Source organism: Bacillus sp. OTU2372 (genome assembly GCF_038440275.1).
Lineage (GTDB): Bacteria > Bacillota > Bacilli > Bacillales > Cytobacillaceae > Neobacillus > Neobacillus bataviensis_B.
This window is the reverse complement of record NZ_JASATK010000010.1, coordinates 83,270-97,460: the sequence shown is the minus strand read 5'-3', so window position 1 is coordinate 97,460 and position 14,191 is coordinate 83,270. Positions and strand designations below refer to the sequence as shown.

11 protein-coding genes and 1 pseudogene are annotated in these 14,191 nt (G+C 35.6%); 1 reads left to right on the top strand and 11 read right to left on the bottom strand.

Annotated features, from left to right (window positions below):
* Positions 1 to 80 precede the first annotated feature (80 nt).
* The 4 genes from AAHB15_RS16940 to AAHB15_RS16925 all read right to left on the bottom strand — a co-directional run bounded on the left by AAHB15_RS16940 (position 81) and on the right by AAHB15_RS16925 (position 6,056).
* A complete protein-coding gene (locus tag AAHB15_RS16940) occupies positions 81 to 1,877 on the bottom strand; it encodes a GmrSD restriction endonuclease domain-containing protein (RefSeq protein ID WP_342042865.1) in 1,797 nt (598 codons plus the stop codon).
* Between the two features lie 1,585 nt (positions 1,878 to 3,462).
* The gene (locus tag AAHB15_RS16935; protein ID WP_342042864.1) at positions 3,463 to 4,242 is read right to left on the bottom strand and encodes a PhzF family phenazine biosynthesis protein; all 780 of its coding nucleotides are present in this window, start codon (positions 4,240 to 4,242) and stop codon (positions 3,463 to 3,465) included.
* A gap of 76 nt (positions 4,243 to 4,318) precedes the next feature.
* The gene (locus AAHB15_RS16930; RefSeq protein WP_342042863.1) at positions 4,319 to 4,738 is read right to left on the bottom strand and encodes an acyl-CoA thioesterase; all 420 of its coding nucleotides are present in this window, start codon (positions 4,736 to 4,738) and stop codon (positions 4,319 to 4,321) included.
* Positions 4,739 to 4,796: 58 nt separating this feature from the next.
* Complete coding sequence (locus AAHB15_RS16925; RefSeq protein ID WP_342042862.1) at positions 4,797 to 6,056, bottom strand: MFS transporter; 1,260 nt, start codon at positions 6,054 to 6,056, stop codon at positions 4,797 to 4,799.
* A gap of 222 nt (positions 6,057 to 6,278) precedes the next feature.
* Here AAHB15_RS16925 and pdxR point away from each other — a divergent pair, with 222 nt between their 5' ends.
* Positions 6,279 to 7,757: a MocR-like pyridoxine biosynthesis transcription factor PdxR gene (gene pdxR / locus AAHB15_RS16920; RefSeq protein WP_342042861.1), complete on the top strand. Its 1,479-nt coding sequence runs from the start codon at positions 6,279 to 6,281 to the stop codon at positions 7,755 to 7,757.
* A gap of 445 nt (positions 7,758 to 8,202) precedes the next feature.
* Here pdxR and AAHB15_RS16915 read toward each other — a convergent pair whose 3' ends face one another.
* The 7 genes and pseudogenes from AAHB15_RS16915 to AAHB15_RS16885 all read right to left on the bottom strand — a co-directional run bounded on the left by AAHB15_RS16915 (position 8,203) and on the right by AAHB15_RS16885 (position 14,096).
* A complete protein-coding gene (locus tag AAHB15_RS16915; protein WP_342042860.1) occupies positions 8,203 to 9,165 on the bottom strand; it encodes a zinc-binding dehydrogenase in 963 nt (320 codons plus the stop codon).
* A 92-nt stretch (positions 9,166 to 9,257) separates the two neighbouring features.
* A complete protein-coding gene (locus AAHB15_RS16910) occupies positions 9,258 to 10,367 on the bottom strand; it encodes a flavin monoamine oxidase family protein (protein ID WP_342042859.1) in 1,110 nt (369 codons plus the stop codon).
* An 892-nt stretch (positions 10,368 to 11,259) separates the two neighbouring features.
* Positions 11,260 to 11,439, bottom strand: coding sequence for a hypothetical protein (locus AAHB15_RS16905; protein ID WP_342042858.1), 180 nt, complete (start codon positions 11,437 to 11,439; stop codon positions 11,260 to 11,262).
* 13 nt (positions 11,440 to 11,452) lie between these two features.
* Positions 11,453 to 11,740, bottom strand: a complete 288-nt coding sequence (locus AAHB15_RS16900; RefSeq protein WP_342042857.1) for a hypothetical protein — start codon at positions 11,738 to 11,740, stop codon at positions 11,453 to 11,455.
* Positions 11,741 to 12,046: 306 nt separating this feature from the next.
* A pseudogene (locus AAHB15_RS16895) lies at positions 12,047 to 12,895 on the bottom strand (DMT family transporter).
* A gap of 195 nt (positions 12,896 to 13,090) precedes the next feature.
* The gene (locus tag AAHB15_RS16890; protein WP_342042856.1) at positions 13,091 to 13,402 is read right to left on the bottom strand and encodes an AzlD domain-containing protein; all 312 of its coding nucleotides are present in this window, start codon (positions 13,400 to 13,402) and stop codon (positions 13,091 to 13,093) included.
* Between the two features lies 1 nt (position 13,403).
* Positions 13,404 to 14,096 (bottom strand): AzlC family ABC transporter permease, encoded by a 693-nt coding sequence (locus AAHB15_RS16885; RefSeq protein ID WP_342042855.1) that lies wholly within the window; start codon positions 14,094 to 14,096, stop codon positions 13,404 to 13,406.
* Positions 14,097 to 14,191: the final 95 nt, after the last annotated feature.

Genomic DNA, 14,191 nt, shown 5'->3' with positions numbered 1-14,191 from the left:
CTTTCAATTACTTCTGGTATATGATCGCGAACTAATTTATTATAGCTAAGCATATTAAGTAACCTCAAACAAAAAATTTTTTATAAAGAAAAGTAGTATTCTTTAATTTTTTGTGCCATTTGTTTTCTTCTTAATTCTAGAAATTCATTATAATTATCAACATTCATTTCAAAAATTTCAGGTGGTATAGAATTTTCTTGTAGATTTGCTTTTAAAAGATTCAAATCATCAATTTCACCTAATTTTAATTTTTTTGTACTACATTGCTCCATCATCTTTTGCATATATTCTTTTGGAGGTTGATCTTTAATAGCTATATTTATTTCTTGCTGTGTGTATACATAATTGGCTATTTGATTATAGTGTCCGCGATTTGAGATCCCATTTCTCTGTAAATACTTTTTTGGGAAGATATGATGTATATCTCCTCTTTCCTCAATAAGATGTTTAACTTCTACCACCTTTGATAAAAATCCTTTATCACCATTTTTTATTTGAGCCATGAGGAAGAGGTTGAAATATGGGCTGCTTGCAACAGAAGTATTTAGACGGGTAACTAATATATTATTCCAAAACGCTTCCGACAACTCACCTTCTTCCACATTCTGAACATATTTCTCTACGTTCTCTACTTGTTGGAAACGACGAACATCATACTCGAACATTGATTCAGGCGATCCAGAATAACGGCCAGTTAAGATAGAAAGTACTAACCATTTCCGTACCGTTTTATTAATAATGGATTGGTCCACTCTTTTATCTCTAAGCAGCAAATATAGTATGTAACCAAAGTTTAAAGTATTTTGTGAACGAATCAAACTTTTATTAATAATCCCAGCAGATTTTACAATCATTAAATACCTTTTAAAGTTTGTTTCATTGACAAAAGATAATACTCCTTCTTCAAGAGTATTAAATGAATTTTTAGCAATATCTTCTTTATAATCTCTTGTTTCAAAATCCCTACCGGAAAGTAGACTAACTAAATTTGATAGTCTTCCACGAAGAAATTTTGAAGTAAATGCAACACGAAGCAAATCAGAATAATCAGGAACATATAATGATTCATGATGATCCTTAATCCATTTAATTTTCTCAAAATATGGTGTACTTACAAACTGCTCATCGTTCATTTGTATAGCAGAAAAGTCAGCGGGATTTTTTGCTAAATGACAAAAGTAATCAATGGTTTTCCTAATCGTTACTCCATTATAAATTTCGCTGACGGCGATCTTTGACATAGCGAAATCTGCTTGACTTAAGACAACCCCTTGGGAATTAATACGGATAAAGATCTCAGTTACTGTTTCAATATCTAGTTCGTGAGATAGCTCAATGATTCCGATGTTACTGTATCGAATACTTAGTAATCTATTAATGATCTCCCCTATTTTATTTTGGTCTCCAATATCATTGACTGTACAATATTGCTGTACAAAACCAAACATATTAAAACCAGTTCTGAAGAAATCGGAGATATCACTTACCCATTCTGGATTTTTACCGATGGCAACATTATACACCTCGAATTTTTCCTCTTTTGGGTTAAAAGATATCTTTATTCTTTTTTTCTTATAATCCGCCCCTACTACCTCTTGACATAGAAGTGCTGCTGTCATTGCAGTAATCCTTTGTTGGCCATCAATAATGATCTTTTTTCCATGTGAAGTTGTACCATCTTTTAATTTTGTATCTGGATTTCTCCAAGTAATAATGTATCCAATTGGATAATCTTGATAAAGTGAATCCATCAAATCTCTAACTTTACTGGAATCCCATACAAATGGCCGTTGGATTTCCGGAATTGCAATTTCACCGCTTTTTATTGAACCCATTATCGTATCAATTGATGTATTATTTACAAAATATTTACTCAAAACAAACACCTACCTGTTTACGAATTGGTTAAATTAAATTTCCTCTTTATACCTTCATTAAAAGGAATACCCTATAACAACCAAATTTTACTACCAAATTATATCATTTCATAGTTGAAAGCTCATTATGTAGATTTAGTTCTCCTGACACTATTAATCCAATCTGAGCTTAATAGAGAATCTTCTTCCCGAATACCCTGATAATACAGGTTTGGTTAATAAATATTGATACCATTTACTTCTTTAACAAGGTTTTAACTTTAAAGTAGTTCTTAATCGATTACGTCATGGAATAATTAGAATATACAAGAATCATATACATTCGTAATGTCCTACATAAAAAAAAGCTGCTCAAAAATAAATTTACTGCATTCGCTTCAAGTTTAACCCTTCTCAATTGGTTTTGTCGCAAAATAAAAAACCCCTTCCATAATAAAAATTACGAAAAGAGGTTGAAAGGTTTTATGTCTCAGTCCAAAACGGTTTTTCATTACAGTCCAACACAGCCTTTCGTGAGACTGGTCAAAATCTGTTTGAGAATAAGTCCAAACACTTATTCGGTGTTGTTTCATGAATCTTATTTTGGCGGGACTGCGTGGGAATCGAACCCACTAGACCTGGCACGCAGGTCTCAAGCGGTTTTGAAGTTAGAGGGAAGGTATCTTTTTTGATACCATTTAGTATTAAATAATACCGTAGATTCTTGATTTAATGACCTTTTTGATAAGACATATATCATTTAATTTTTTCTAATTAAATATAAAAACATCTATTCTGTGACCAAGTTGTGACCAAAGGTGTGACCAGTTTTCTTGTTTTATTGTAGGATTAAATAAGTAATTGAGGAGGTTTAAACAGACCTCCTCTTCTTCCATTTGTCACACAAAGGGAGAATAAGTTTTTTGGAACCAGTGACCCCAACCCTGTCAATGATGGATGTACTTTATGAATATAACAGTTTAACTATGAAAGTATTGATATAACAAGGACTTCAATAAGCCTTATTATGATTAAGATTTTGTTTTAGGAAACAGTTTGCTCAAATTTGTCCCCAAAGTGTCCCCCGGATTAACAATAAGAAAAAACTATTAAAACCTTCTAAAGACTGTACAAATCACTGCGGTTTATACAATCTCATCCTCTTCTTTCATTTTTGACAAAGAACCTATTTGAGACCAGGAATTATTACATCATACCGCCGATTCATTTTCATATAAAATAGAAAGAAATGGTGTATAAGAAGGGCTTAAAATCAACGTTATTAAATAGTTTTACTTAAAGGTTTTAAATGCAATATAAAACCTCGAAGGACAAAAGAGGACACACTTAGATGTAAATAATATATACAGCCCTTCTCAATTGAGTGGGGCTTTTTCCTCTTTGAGTAGACAATCCTTCTTCAACGCAACCCGTTAAGAAGAGGATATGCCATAGGGGCGTTGACAAACTAATTTTTAAATAAAGAAGCCAATAAATCACAAATTTAAGTAGTTGTTTTTCGGCTTCTAGTATTCAATATGTTGTGCAAAACAACAATTAAAGTATTTGTCAACAAACCCCAGCAATCCCCATTCTTCAACAGCCATTATCCGATATTTATATCAGCTATTGAATAGAGTGCTGCTTTTCCTGCCATCCTTACTCGTGTGTCTTCATGCTTACAATAAAGCGTACCACCTCTACTAGATAGCTGTCTTGCCACCATTTCCCTTTTCTGTAGTCTCTCCGCCCAAAATGGGACTAAGCCACAGTGTGCCGAGCCACAAACAGGGTCCTCATTTACTTTTAACTTAGGGAAAAACGCTCTTGAAACAAAATCATATTTATTTCCTTTGGAAGTCACAATAACTCCAAGACCCTCTGGTAGCTGTTCTAGTTTTGAAAAGTCAGGGCTTAGATTATTCACTGTTTCTTCTGACTCTAATACTAATAACAAATCTCTATTCAGATAAACTGCTATCGGTGTGGTTCCTAAAGCATCCGCTATCTGTTTTGTAACAGGCAATTCTTCTGAAACAACTGCAGGGAAATCCATTTCATACAGTTCGTTTATTTTGTTAACGGTAAGCCCTCCACTCATCGTATCGAATTGGACGGTATCCAATTGAGTTTCAACAAAATTCATAATGACATAAGCAGTAGCTAAGGTTGCATGACCACATAGATTGATTTCTCCTCCTGGTGTAAACCATCTCAACCGATAGCCATCTTCTTCCTTCACAGTAAATGCTGTTTCTGAAAGGTTATTTTCAATTGCTATTTTTTGCATAGTGTCTTCAGGAAGCCACTCCTCCATGACACATACTCCAGCTGGATTTCCTTCAAACACCTTGTCAGCAAATGCATCTACAACATAATATCTCATTATTGAGACCTCCTTGTTTTTTCATAATATGATTATTTTAAAATCCATTATGGACTATTAAATTAAATAAAATTTTTCATCTAAGTGAAGGAACATCTAAAGGCCCTTCATTATGTTTTAAAAGGCTATCTTTCATCTCTTTAGTTAATAGAACAGACTTCCTTGTTTTAAAATCAAAACATGCTAATACAGCCTTTCCACGAGCAATCCAATGATTATTTCCATCCTGAATAGCATGTTCAACTGTAAAACTAGAGTTTCCCATTCGACTAATCCAAGTGTAAACAGTAGCCTTTTGAGCATAACTAATCTCACGAATATAATCACATTGGGTAGAGGCAACAATTAAATTCCAAGAACTAATACTTAAGGTAGGATTGAAAATCCTAAAAAGCTCACTCCGAGCCTCTTCAAAATAGGTGAAATAATTAGCATTATTTACGTGTCCCAATGAATCGCATTCACTAAAACGCACTATGATCTCACTTTCAAACATATTAGAACCTCCTTTTAAATTGTAAATTTCAGTATCATCTTCTTAAATTCCTCTGCTTTTACGCTTGTATCGCTTCTGTTGCTTTCTCCTCCCTTATATTAGGTCTAGGAAGCAGAGCACTAAAAATAGATGCTATTACAAGAATCATAATGGAGAAAAAGAAAGCAGCATTATAGTTGCCTTCGTGACTATATAAAAGACCTGGTAAATATGCTCCTAAAGCTGAACCGATTTGGTGACTAAGAGATAGCCAACCAAGAATAAATCCCACCGAATGTCCTTTAAAGTATTGTGTAGCCAGCAATTGTGTAGGAGCTACGGTTGCAAAGTCAACGAGACCAAATAGTACGGCAAAAATAAGTAGTAAAGTAGACTGATGGCTATATAAAAGAATACAAATTGATAACGCTCTGGCACTATACAAATAAAACAAAAATTTTCTACTGCTCCAACGGTCTGCAACAAATCCCGAAATTAATATCCCTACAATGTTGAAGCCAGCAAGTACACTAACTGCAGCACTCGTTACAGTCAATGAAAACCCATGATTATGTGAAAAAGGGATAAGATGTGTATCTATCAATCCTGTTGAAGTAAAACCACAAATGCCAAAAGGTAAAATTAAAAACCAAAACTGTTTTCTAAGTAAAATTTCCCAAAATGGAAGTTTTGTGTTTGTTTTATTCGGTTCCATTGTTTGTATTTCTCTATTCTCTCCGCCAATAGGGACTAAGCCTTTTTCATGGGGGTGATTACGTAAAAATAAACATACAACGGGAAACACAATTATTGTTAGAAGAACACCTAAAATCATCACAGTTAATTTCCAATCAAACCAGTTAATTAACAGAAGAGAACCTGGAACAAGCAACATTTGGCCTGCTCCAAAACCTGCCTCCATAATCCCAAAAGCAAGACCACGTTTTTCATTAAACCAATTCGTCACGACAACTGATGCAGCTACGTTTGAGGCTCCGCCAACGCCAATTGAAACAAAAATGCCATATAGAATAAATAATTGCCATGGGTGATGAACAAATGAAGTTAGAAAGATACTTACTCCTACAATAAAGGTACTCACAGAAAGGATTTTGCGAGGACCTAGCATATCTACGAGTCTACCTATCACTGGTTGCGACAAGCCATAAATGATAAAACTTAGTGTAGAAATAAGAGAAAGAGTTCCTCTATCCATTGAAAAATCTTCTTCCCAAGGTTCAACAAAAGCTCCAAATGAAAGGCGAACTCCTTGAACAGCTAATAACGCCAAAAATGTTACAAAAACAATGATCCAAGCATAGTGAAACTTTTTTTCCATAATATCTCCTCAATTTCGTTTGGATTCGTATCGCATATTTTTTGTCCATAATCGTTGATTCCACTTTCATCCTTTCATCTCAAGGTTAATTCATTGATGCTTTAATTTCAGCAATTTGAACCCCCTTAAGTGTTATAATATAATTAACTTATTTATGGGTATTCTATATTAAATTATATATAACACTCAACACCGATATATAACACTAAGGGGATACTAATTATGCAATTCGAAATTCAACGAAATGTTGGAATCTCACTTTCCAAGCAAATATATCAATCAATTGTGGATCGGATTCGTTCAGGACTGTTGGAAGAAGGATTTCAATTACCTTCAGTAAGAGAACTATCGAATGAGCTTGGAGTAAGTTTGGTTACAGTAGTGAAGGCGTACCAACAATTGGATCAAGAAGGCTTTATTACCTCTGTCCAAGGGAAAGGTACGTTTGTCAAAGAGAAGGGGAAAGAGGAAGAAGATGATAGAGTAGATACTTTTTCATATGATTGGCAGTTATCTGTTCAAGATTATTTACCCAGATCTCAATTTGGCCAGTATCATCAGGTCCCAGAGAAAATTCACCTTTCATCGTCTATGATTGATCCAGCACTCCTACCTAATCGATACTTAGAGCGAGAAATTCGTCAAATGCTTTCTGAAAACCCAAGAATTTTATCTCAATATGGAGAGATTCAAGGTGATGCACAACTTAGAAAAGAAATTTCCGAGTATTTGAAGAGATATGAGATGCCTTCTTCATCTGAGAACATTTTAATCACTAGTGGTTCACAACAAGGAATGGATCTTGTTGCACGTACTTTTGTTGGACAAGGTGATGTGGTTGTGATGGAAGCCCCTACCTACCCAGGAGCGATTGATGTTTTTCGTGGAAGAGGAGCTACCATTCTCACCGTTCCTGTTGATAGAGATGGAATGCGAGTAGATATACTCCAAAATTTATGTGACAAATATAAACCAAAAATGATTTATACAATACCTACTTTTCATAATCCAACTGGAACTGTTATGTCTTTAAGACGCCGTAGGCAAATTCTAGATATAGCTCAAAGCAGTCAAATTATTGTTGTCGAGGATGATCCATGTAGTGAAATCTACTTTGATCATAAGCCACCAGTTTCGATTAAAAGTATGGATCAGTGCGGCCACGTTATTTACCTAAAAGGTTTAAGCAAGACACTAGCACCAAGTTGTAGAATTGGAATATTAACTGCATCTGGCTCTATATTTAATCGTTTATTAGCAGCCAAGGCAAATACTGACTTAGGAAGTCCTTTACTCACACAAAAAGCAATTTTACCTTTTATCAATTCACAAAGAATGATTGATCATATCAAAAAGTTAAGAACGGCTTTAAAAATAAGACGTGATTTGGTTCTTGAGTTACTTTCACAACACGCCCCAGACGACGTGTCATGGGTAATTCCAAAAGGAGGATTGAACTTGTGGTTAACTCTTCCTTCTTGGTTAAATACGAATCACCTATTATTAGAAGTGAAAAAACATGGACTTACATTCCTACCAGGTTCAGCTTGTTACCCTGTTGAGCAAGAAAATCAACATTTAAGATTGTGTTACTCTTATATGAATGAGGAACATTTACAACAAGGAATTACAATATTATGTAAAATTCTCCATTCGGAAATTTCATCAAGAAAAGTGAAGGATGGCTCACCATATTTTTAATATAGAATTGCAAATATAAGCAAAAAAGACCGTTTTCTCCTTTAACCTAAAGAAGAATAACGGTTTTTTTAATTTCCTAACGCTTCCACATATATTTAAGATTAAAAATAACGTGTTTTTTAAACTCCCAGTTCGTAGTTTAAGAAAAATATTCACAAATTCCATTTTTACATTTATATTCGTTTCTAAAGTAATATTCGAGAACTTATTAAGATTTCCTTAGCCTTTACTTCTATTGAGTAAAGGCTGTTTTTGAACAGTTTCTTCTATGAGTAAAAATATCAATGTTGACGTTATATAACTATCCAATCAAATAAAAGAACAACAAAGGCTGTCATTTATGCTGTTAGTTGCTATAAGATGATTGCTATAGAATGACAAAAAAGTGATTCATTAAGAACCACTTTTAGTTATGGCATTTATTAGCGATGTTTAATTTAAAAATTCATTCAGAAATATTCAAAACAGCACGAAATCGCGTAGATGCTGCCATCATTTTATCATATGCTTCATTAGCACGTTCTAAAGGAAAAGTTTCAATCATTGGTCGTACATCAGTGAGAACACTGAAGTTAACGGCTTCTTGGATTTCTTTTGCTTGACCTGTAAACGAACCTCTAACCGTATTTGGTCCTTTTAAAAAGTCCATTGCTGACAATTCCAATTTCTCACCAGAACCAGCTACAATAATTAGCTCGCTGTCTGAACTAAGCCCATTGATTAGAGAAGAAATAGCTTTAGCGTTCGGTGCAGTAGCAAGGATTACCTTGGCTCCACCTAATGCCTTTAATGCTTGAGCTGGTTCTTCTTTTTCTGAGTCAATATAGTGATGTGCTCCAAGTTGAAGTACCAGTTTTTCTTTATCACTGCCACGCGAAATGGCAGCAGTTCGAAATCCTGCTTTCTTTGCATACTGAACTGCTAGGTGGCCAAGCCCACCAATGCCCTGAATGGCTACAAGATCGCCAGGTCGAGCTTTGCTGTTTCTTAATGCACTAAACGTTGTTTCACCAGCACACATAAGTGGTGCTGCTTCTAATGCAGATAATTCATTGGGAATGTTTGACAAACTATCCTCATAGGCAACCATGTATTCAGCGTAACCACCGTCCATTGTCAGACCCGTTACATGGTTGTTCCCTCCATGCCATCCAATGCCGACACGTTCACCAATCTTCCACTTCGTCGAACCCGCGCCAAGTTCTTTAACTACGCCAATCACTTCATGCCCCGGAATGCGGGGATACTCTGGAGAAGCCCCTTTAATAGCCATGGAGTCTCCATTACATACTCCGCATGCCTCTACTCGGAGCAGTACTTGTCCTTCTCCAGGCTGGGGAACTGGAATCTCTACCAGTTTCATCTTTTCGCCTTTGGAAGGAATTTGTATAGCTTTCATTATTTTCATGACCTATTACCTCCTACAGTTTAGTAATGGAACTTCGAACATAAAATAAAGAAATAAAATATTAAATTGTTTAATTGGATGTTAAGTTACCTTTATAAAGTTTTGTTTTTTTGATTTGTGATTTCAAAAACTGCCTGTTCAGCTGACTGAAGTGCCCCTTCCAGATGTCCCCCATATTGTGAATTAGTCTCCGTACCAGCAAAAATAATTTTCTTTTCCCATCCCCCTCCTTGCGGTGGTTTACCATATATAGGAAAGTCCCTTAGGGGATTTAAGTCTTCCTCAACAGCCGTTTCGAAATCTCTGGACCAATCTTTGTAAAGTATAGAACTTACGTTTTTAGCAGAAGGGCCAAAGAGCCTAACCAATTGATCAATGACCAATTTTAAAATTTTATCCTCACCTAGTTCTCGTCGCATTTTCGCTGGCATTCCGAAGAAACCAAATAATGCACCAGAGCCTGTATCAGGAGAAGCATCATGGATTTCTTGCAAAGGCCCAACCCAGCTCGATGCGAAGCCAGAGAGCCCTGATTCCCTCCAAAAAGGACGATCATAGATTGCAACTGCCTTAGCCTGTCCTGACATCCACGTAGGCTTGTTTATAAGATCAGTCATAAGATCTGTAGCAAGAGAAGGAGAGAATTCAATATGACGCGCCACAATTCGAGGCGGCAATGCCAGGATAACAGCACTTGCAGAAACTTTTTCTTTCTTTCCATTAGCAAGGTCTGCTTCAAGTGTGATAGCACCCTCTTTATCTAGTCGAATTGCTGTTACTCGCGTTTCTAGATCGATTATGCCTAGGGGAAGAGTATTTACTACAGCATCAATAAGGGATTGCACACCTCCTATGAATCGCACCGACCTTTCAACAGAGTTTTCTGGTAGTACATAACGTTCTGGTGGTTCGTTGTGGTATCGCTCTGAAAGCATTGCTCCTTTGGTGTACTGGTCAAAAGTTCCTAAATTCAGGTCTTTGACAAGATTAGCAATAGTCCTCTCGTGCTGAGGCCAGAACCATGTCGGCCCGAGGTCAAATTTACCCAAGTCAGGTCTGTTTGGACTTGGAGTGCTCAACACTCTACCTCCTATCCTATCTCTAGCCTCTAGAACCCTACATTTGATGCCCTGTTCAGTAAGCAGAGATGCAGCACGAAGGCCACTTAAACCAGCGCCAACGATAACTATAGGATTGTTCATATTCTTTCCTCATTCCGGTCGTGCGTAGGCTTTCTAAATGTGCTTATGAAAAATCTCTTCCTTTTAGTATTGGCCTCTTCTAAATAAGCTTTCCCCATGTAACAAAATGGGGTTTCTATATTCGAACAAACTTCAATCTTCATTAATATACCTCCAATTTTTTTAGCACGGTATTATTCAGTTAGAAACTCCAAGGTTATTGCCGATTGTATAGAAAATAATCTCATATATTACAATTCAATTTATCAATTGAATAGTTGAATTATATTATTAAATATTTCTTCAGTCAAGAGGAAAGCATCCCTTTCTTCTTCTTCATCTTGCGTGGAATTAGGTGTGCTTAGAACAGAATCGACCTTTTTCTCTGTTTTTTTATCCTGTATGAGCGACGAATTTGACGAGGTAATATTTTTTTTATATGCTGCCATCTATTTGATTCAAGTTATGAAAAAGGTGCTAATAGTCCGTAATTTGAATCTCACCTGGACATCCGTCTCTAATTCCTTTTGCAAATTCTATTCACTCAACTCTTATTACCCTTTCTACTAAAGAATCTCCCTTAAACAATTCCTGATACCTCCTCTACAGTACGAATTAGAAGGAGGATAATAGGGATTTCGAGTCTGTAAATTACACACGATACTCGTCCCGTATCGATATCTTTTTCATAAAGCCAGTCGTCAATTTCCATAATCTTAGGAGAGCCTATATTATTTCGCGTTTTAAAAACTTTACCTATTACATAAAAAAGGTAGCTGTAAGCTACCCTTTTTATCTTATAAGATAAACTATCTAAGTAATTAGATGGTTTATTTTGTTGAAAGTCTGTTACTTTTCATTTGTTTTGTCGTATTTTTTTCAATAAAAATGGCTGTTACAGATATAAGCTCCGTTACTTGCCAATTACAAGAATACTCTTTGCTGTATCAATAACCTCTTTATTGATACTGGATAGATGATTAATTTTCATGATTCGTTTAATTTGAGCAAGCATTCGATCTAGTATTCTGAAGTTCCCACGTGTAACACGAATTAACTCTCGCATTGCCTCATAGTTTTCAAAATGATCCATCCCCTTATAATTACTAATCTCTCTTAATCGGTTTTAAAATAAATTGTAATTCATCTTCCCCTAGCGTCTTGTATTCATGAGAAAAACCAATTCGGGAATAAAGTTGCGGATATCGAGACAACTTTCGTTGCATTCCCGGCATACCGATCATCACCATCCCAATTTCCGTATCGTCGAATAGTTCCCGTAACACCTCAATCCCTGGCAATTTTAAGCGATCATCTTCGTCTACAATGACAAGATCAACCATCTCTTTCAGTCTCGTTTTTAATTGAAAAGATTCATCTCCTGATTGAATCATGATTTTTTCTTCTAAATATTTTAGCCGAAGTCCAATATTATATAAATCCTTTTTTATTTGGCTTGTCCCAAAGGTGGGAGCGTTGTAATAGATCGTGCGAAGTTGACTTTAATTAATTTTAGTTCCAATTTTTATTTCATCACGGATCGAATCCAATAGCGGTTCGACATCGTACCAAGAAGCTATTGTTTTGGCTGAAATTGTTTTCCCTACACCTGGAACACCGTGACAAATACCGATAAAGCGATATTCCTACATGCTTCACAAAATTCAACAAAACGGCGATGTTCTTTAGTTTCGATGAAATTATTCATTTTCATCAAATGTAGAGCCCAAAAGGAGTGCTCCACCTAGCATTTGAATCATCGTCATTTGTTCTTGTAAGATGACCCCAGAGATCAGTATCGCTACAAATGGATCCACATAGCTCAGCATGGCAATACTCTGTCCCTTTAAGTTTTACATACCCGAAAAAAACAACCAAAATCCAATACCTGTGTTCACAATCCCTAATAGGATGATAAAGGGAATGGAAGATCTTGATACTCCCAAGATACTGAATCCCTTCGAAAAAAGCACATAGGGTAAGAGAAGTAATGCAGTTGTTCCAAGTTGGATGATGGTAATCTCTAACTTGGCCATGTTTTGAATAAATTTATTCAATAACATTAATGCAGCGTAAAATACAGCTGCAACGAGCCCAAAAAAGATCCCAAGTAGATCCCCTTTTCCAGATGCACTTATGCCATTTCCGACAATCAATAACATCCCTACTATCGCTGCACCAATACAAACCATGTTTTTGATCGATCATTGGTCTTTAAGGATCATTGGTGAGAGAATCATGACAACTACAGGTGCAAAATAATAAGCTAATGTTGCGTTAGTGACGGTTGTATAATTGTAGGATTGATACATGAAAATCCAATTCCCTCCTAATGCAATACTAGAGAGAAATAAGACGGAAGCATTCGCATTCACTAATTTCCATGGAATGGATTTTTTAATCACCAAAAATACGATCATTAAAAATAGGCATCCGATTGAACTACTTAGTAAAGCCGTTTCACTCGAAGATAAATCAATGTATCTTACAACTAAACCAATGGTACTGAAAATAATCATTGATAATATAAACTGAATGTTAGATTTCATCGTCTACTCCTTCGAATCTGCGAAACAGCGTATTTTTCGGAGATTCCTATTCTGTTGTAAATATAAGCGTATTTAAAGGAGTAATCGGTGGTGGTGGTGATGTTGAAACAGGCTTTCTAACGTATGGATTTATAGATGATAATGGCATAATAAACCTCCTATTTGTGTTAATGTTTTAACTATTCGTTTTTATTTTTACATAATAAATTGTAAAACAACAATAAATATTAGACTGCCAATAAAGCTAAAGAGGAAATCTTTCTTCCATAGCATAAGTAAAATACAAACAACCGTTGTTAATAAGTAATCGACTTTCCATACTAGCTGCCCTTCCTCAAGGAATAGGGTTGGAAAAATAAGTCCGGCAAAGACACCGATGGGTACATAAAGTAATCCTCGTTTCACACGTACAGTTAAATACTTTTCAGGTACAATAAGCATTAATCTGCGTGTTAAAAAGGTAGCGAGTGCCATTAATAAAATAATAATTAGTATTGTCATATCCATTTTAAACGTCCTCACTTGAAAAATATCCAATAACAAATGCGACTAAGCCAGATAATAGTAATAGGATACCTGTTGGAAAGAATGTATAGCAAACAAGTACAAAAACAGCACAGAGTATTAGTGTGAATACTCGTCGCCATGAGGTAAGGTCACTAATTACAAGTAAGATAAAACAAGCTGTACTCGCAAATTCTAAACCGAATGTATTGTCACTATTCATAAAATGCGTAAAATATGCACCAATTGCTGTACCAATCCCCCACGCTAAATATACAATAAGTCCTGCCCCGATTAAGTAGCTACTTTGAATAGGTTCCTTTTTCTGTTTTGCATTGGCAAGTACAAACAAAGAATCCGATAATAGAAAGGCAATGGTATTGATTGTTGTCTTTTTTTCATATTGTACATGTGGTGACAAACTTAACCCATATAAGAGATGTCTTGCGTTCAGTAAAAATGTTGTCATAAACAGTGTGAAAAAACCCGTTTTTCCTAATAATTGCAAAACCGAAAGCTGTGCCGAACCAGCAAAGGAAACAAGTGACATGAGTGAACTCTCTAATACAGTGAGTCCTGATTGTATGGATACTACGCCAAAAATAGCCCCAAATACAAACGTACTGATACTAATAGGAATGGCATCTAAAGCCCCTTTTTGAAAAGGAAACTTTATTTTTTGTATTGCTTGAATCATTGTACCTAAAATCTCCCTTAACGATAAATCTAGTGTAGGATAGCTTTTATTTCTAACTTATGCAGCTAAACAAAGTGACTCCATTATATTCAATC

What these genes read in the sequence shown, in the direction of transcription:
- AAHB15_RS16930 (WP_342042863.1), bottom strand. Translation starts at nt 4,738, where the DNA reads ATGTTTGAAAGTGAGATCATAGTGCGTTTTAGTGAATGCGATTCATTG.
- AAHB15_RS16935 (WP_342042864.1), bottom strand. Translation starts at nt 4,242, where the DNA reads ATGAGATATTATGTTGTAGATGCATTTGCTGACAAGGTGTTTGAAGGA.
- pdxR (WP_342042861.1), top strand. Translation starts at nt 6,279, where the DNA reads ATGCAATTCGAAATTCAACGAAATGTTGGAATCTCACTTTCCAAGCAA.
- AAHB15_RS16885 (WP_342042855.1), bottom strand. Translation starts at nt 14,096, where the DNA reads ATGATTCAAGCAATACAAAAAATAAAGTTTCCTTTTCAAAAAGGGGCT.
- AAHB15_RS16900 (WP_342042857.1), bottom strand. Translation starts at nt 11,740, where the DNA reads ATGATTCAATCAGGAGATGAATCTTTTCAATTAAAAACGAGACTGAAA.
- AAHB15_RS16905 (WP_342042858.1), bottom strand. Translation starts at nt 11,439, where the DNA reads ATGGATCATTTTGAAAACTATGAGGCAATGCGAGAGTTAATTCGTGTT.
- AAHB15_RS16925 (WP_342042862.1), bottom strand. Translation starts at nt 6,056, where the DNA reads ATGGAAAAAAAGTTTCACTATGCTTGGATCATTGTTTTTGTAACATTT.
- AAHB15_RS16915 (WP_342042860.1), bottom strand. Translation starts at nt 9,165, where the DNA reads ATGAAAATAATGAAAGCTATACAAATTCCTTCCAAAGGCGAAAAGATG.
- AAHB15_RS16890 (WP_342042856.1), bottom strand. Translation starts at nt 13,402, where the DNA reads ATGGATATGACAATACTAATTATTATTTTATTAATGGCACTCGCTACC.
- AAHB15_RS16910 (WP_342042859.1), bottom strand. Translation starts at nt 10,367, where the DNA reads ATGAACAATCCTATAGTTATCGTTGGCGCTGGTTTAAGTGGCCTTCGT.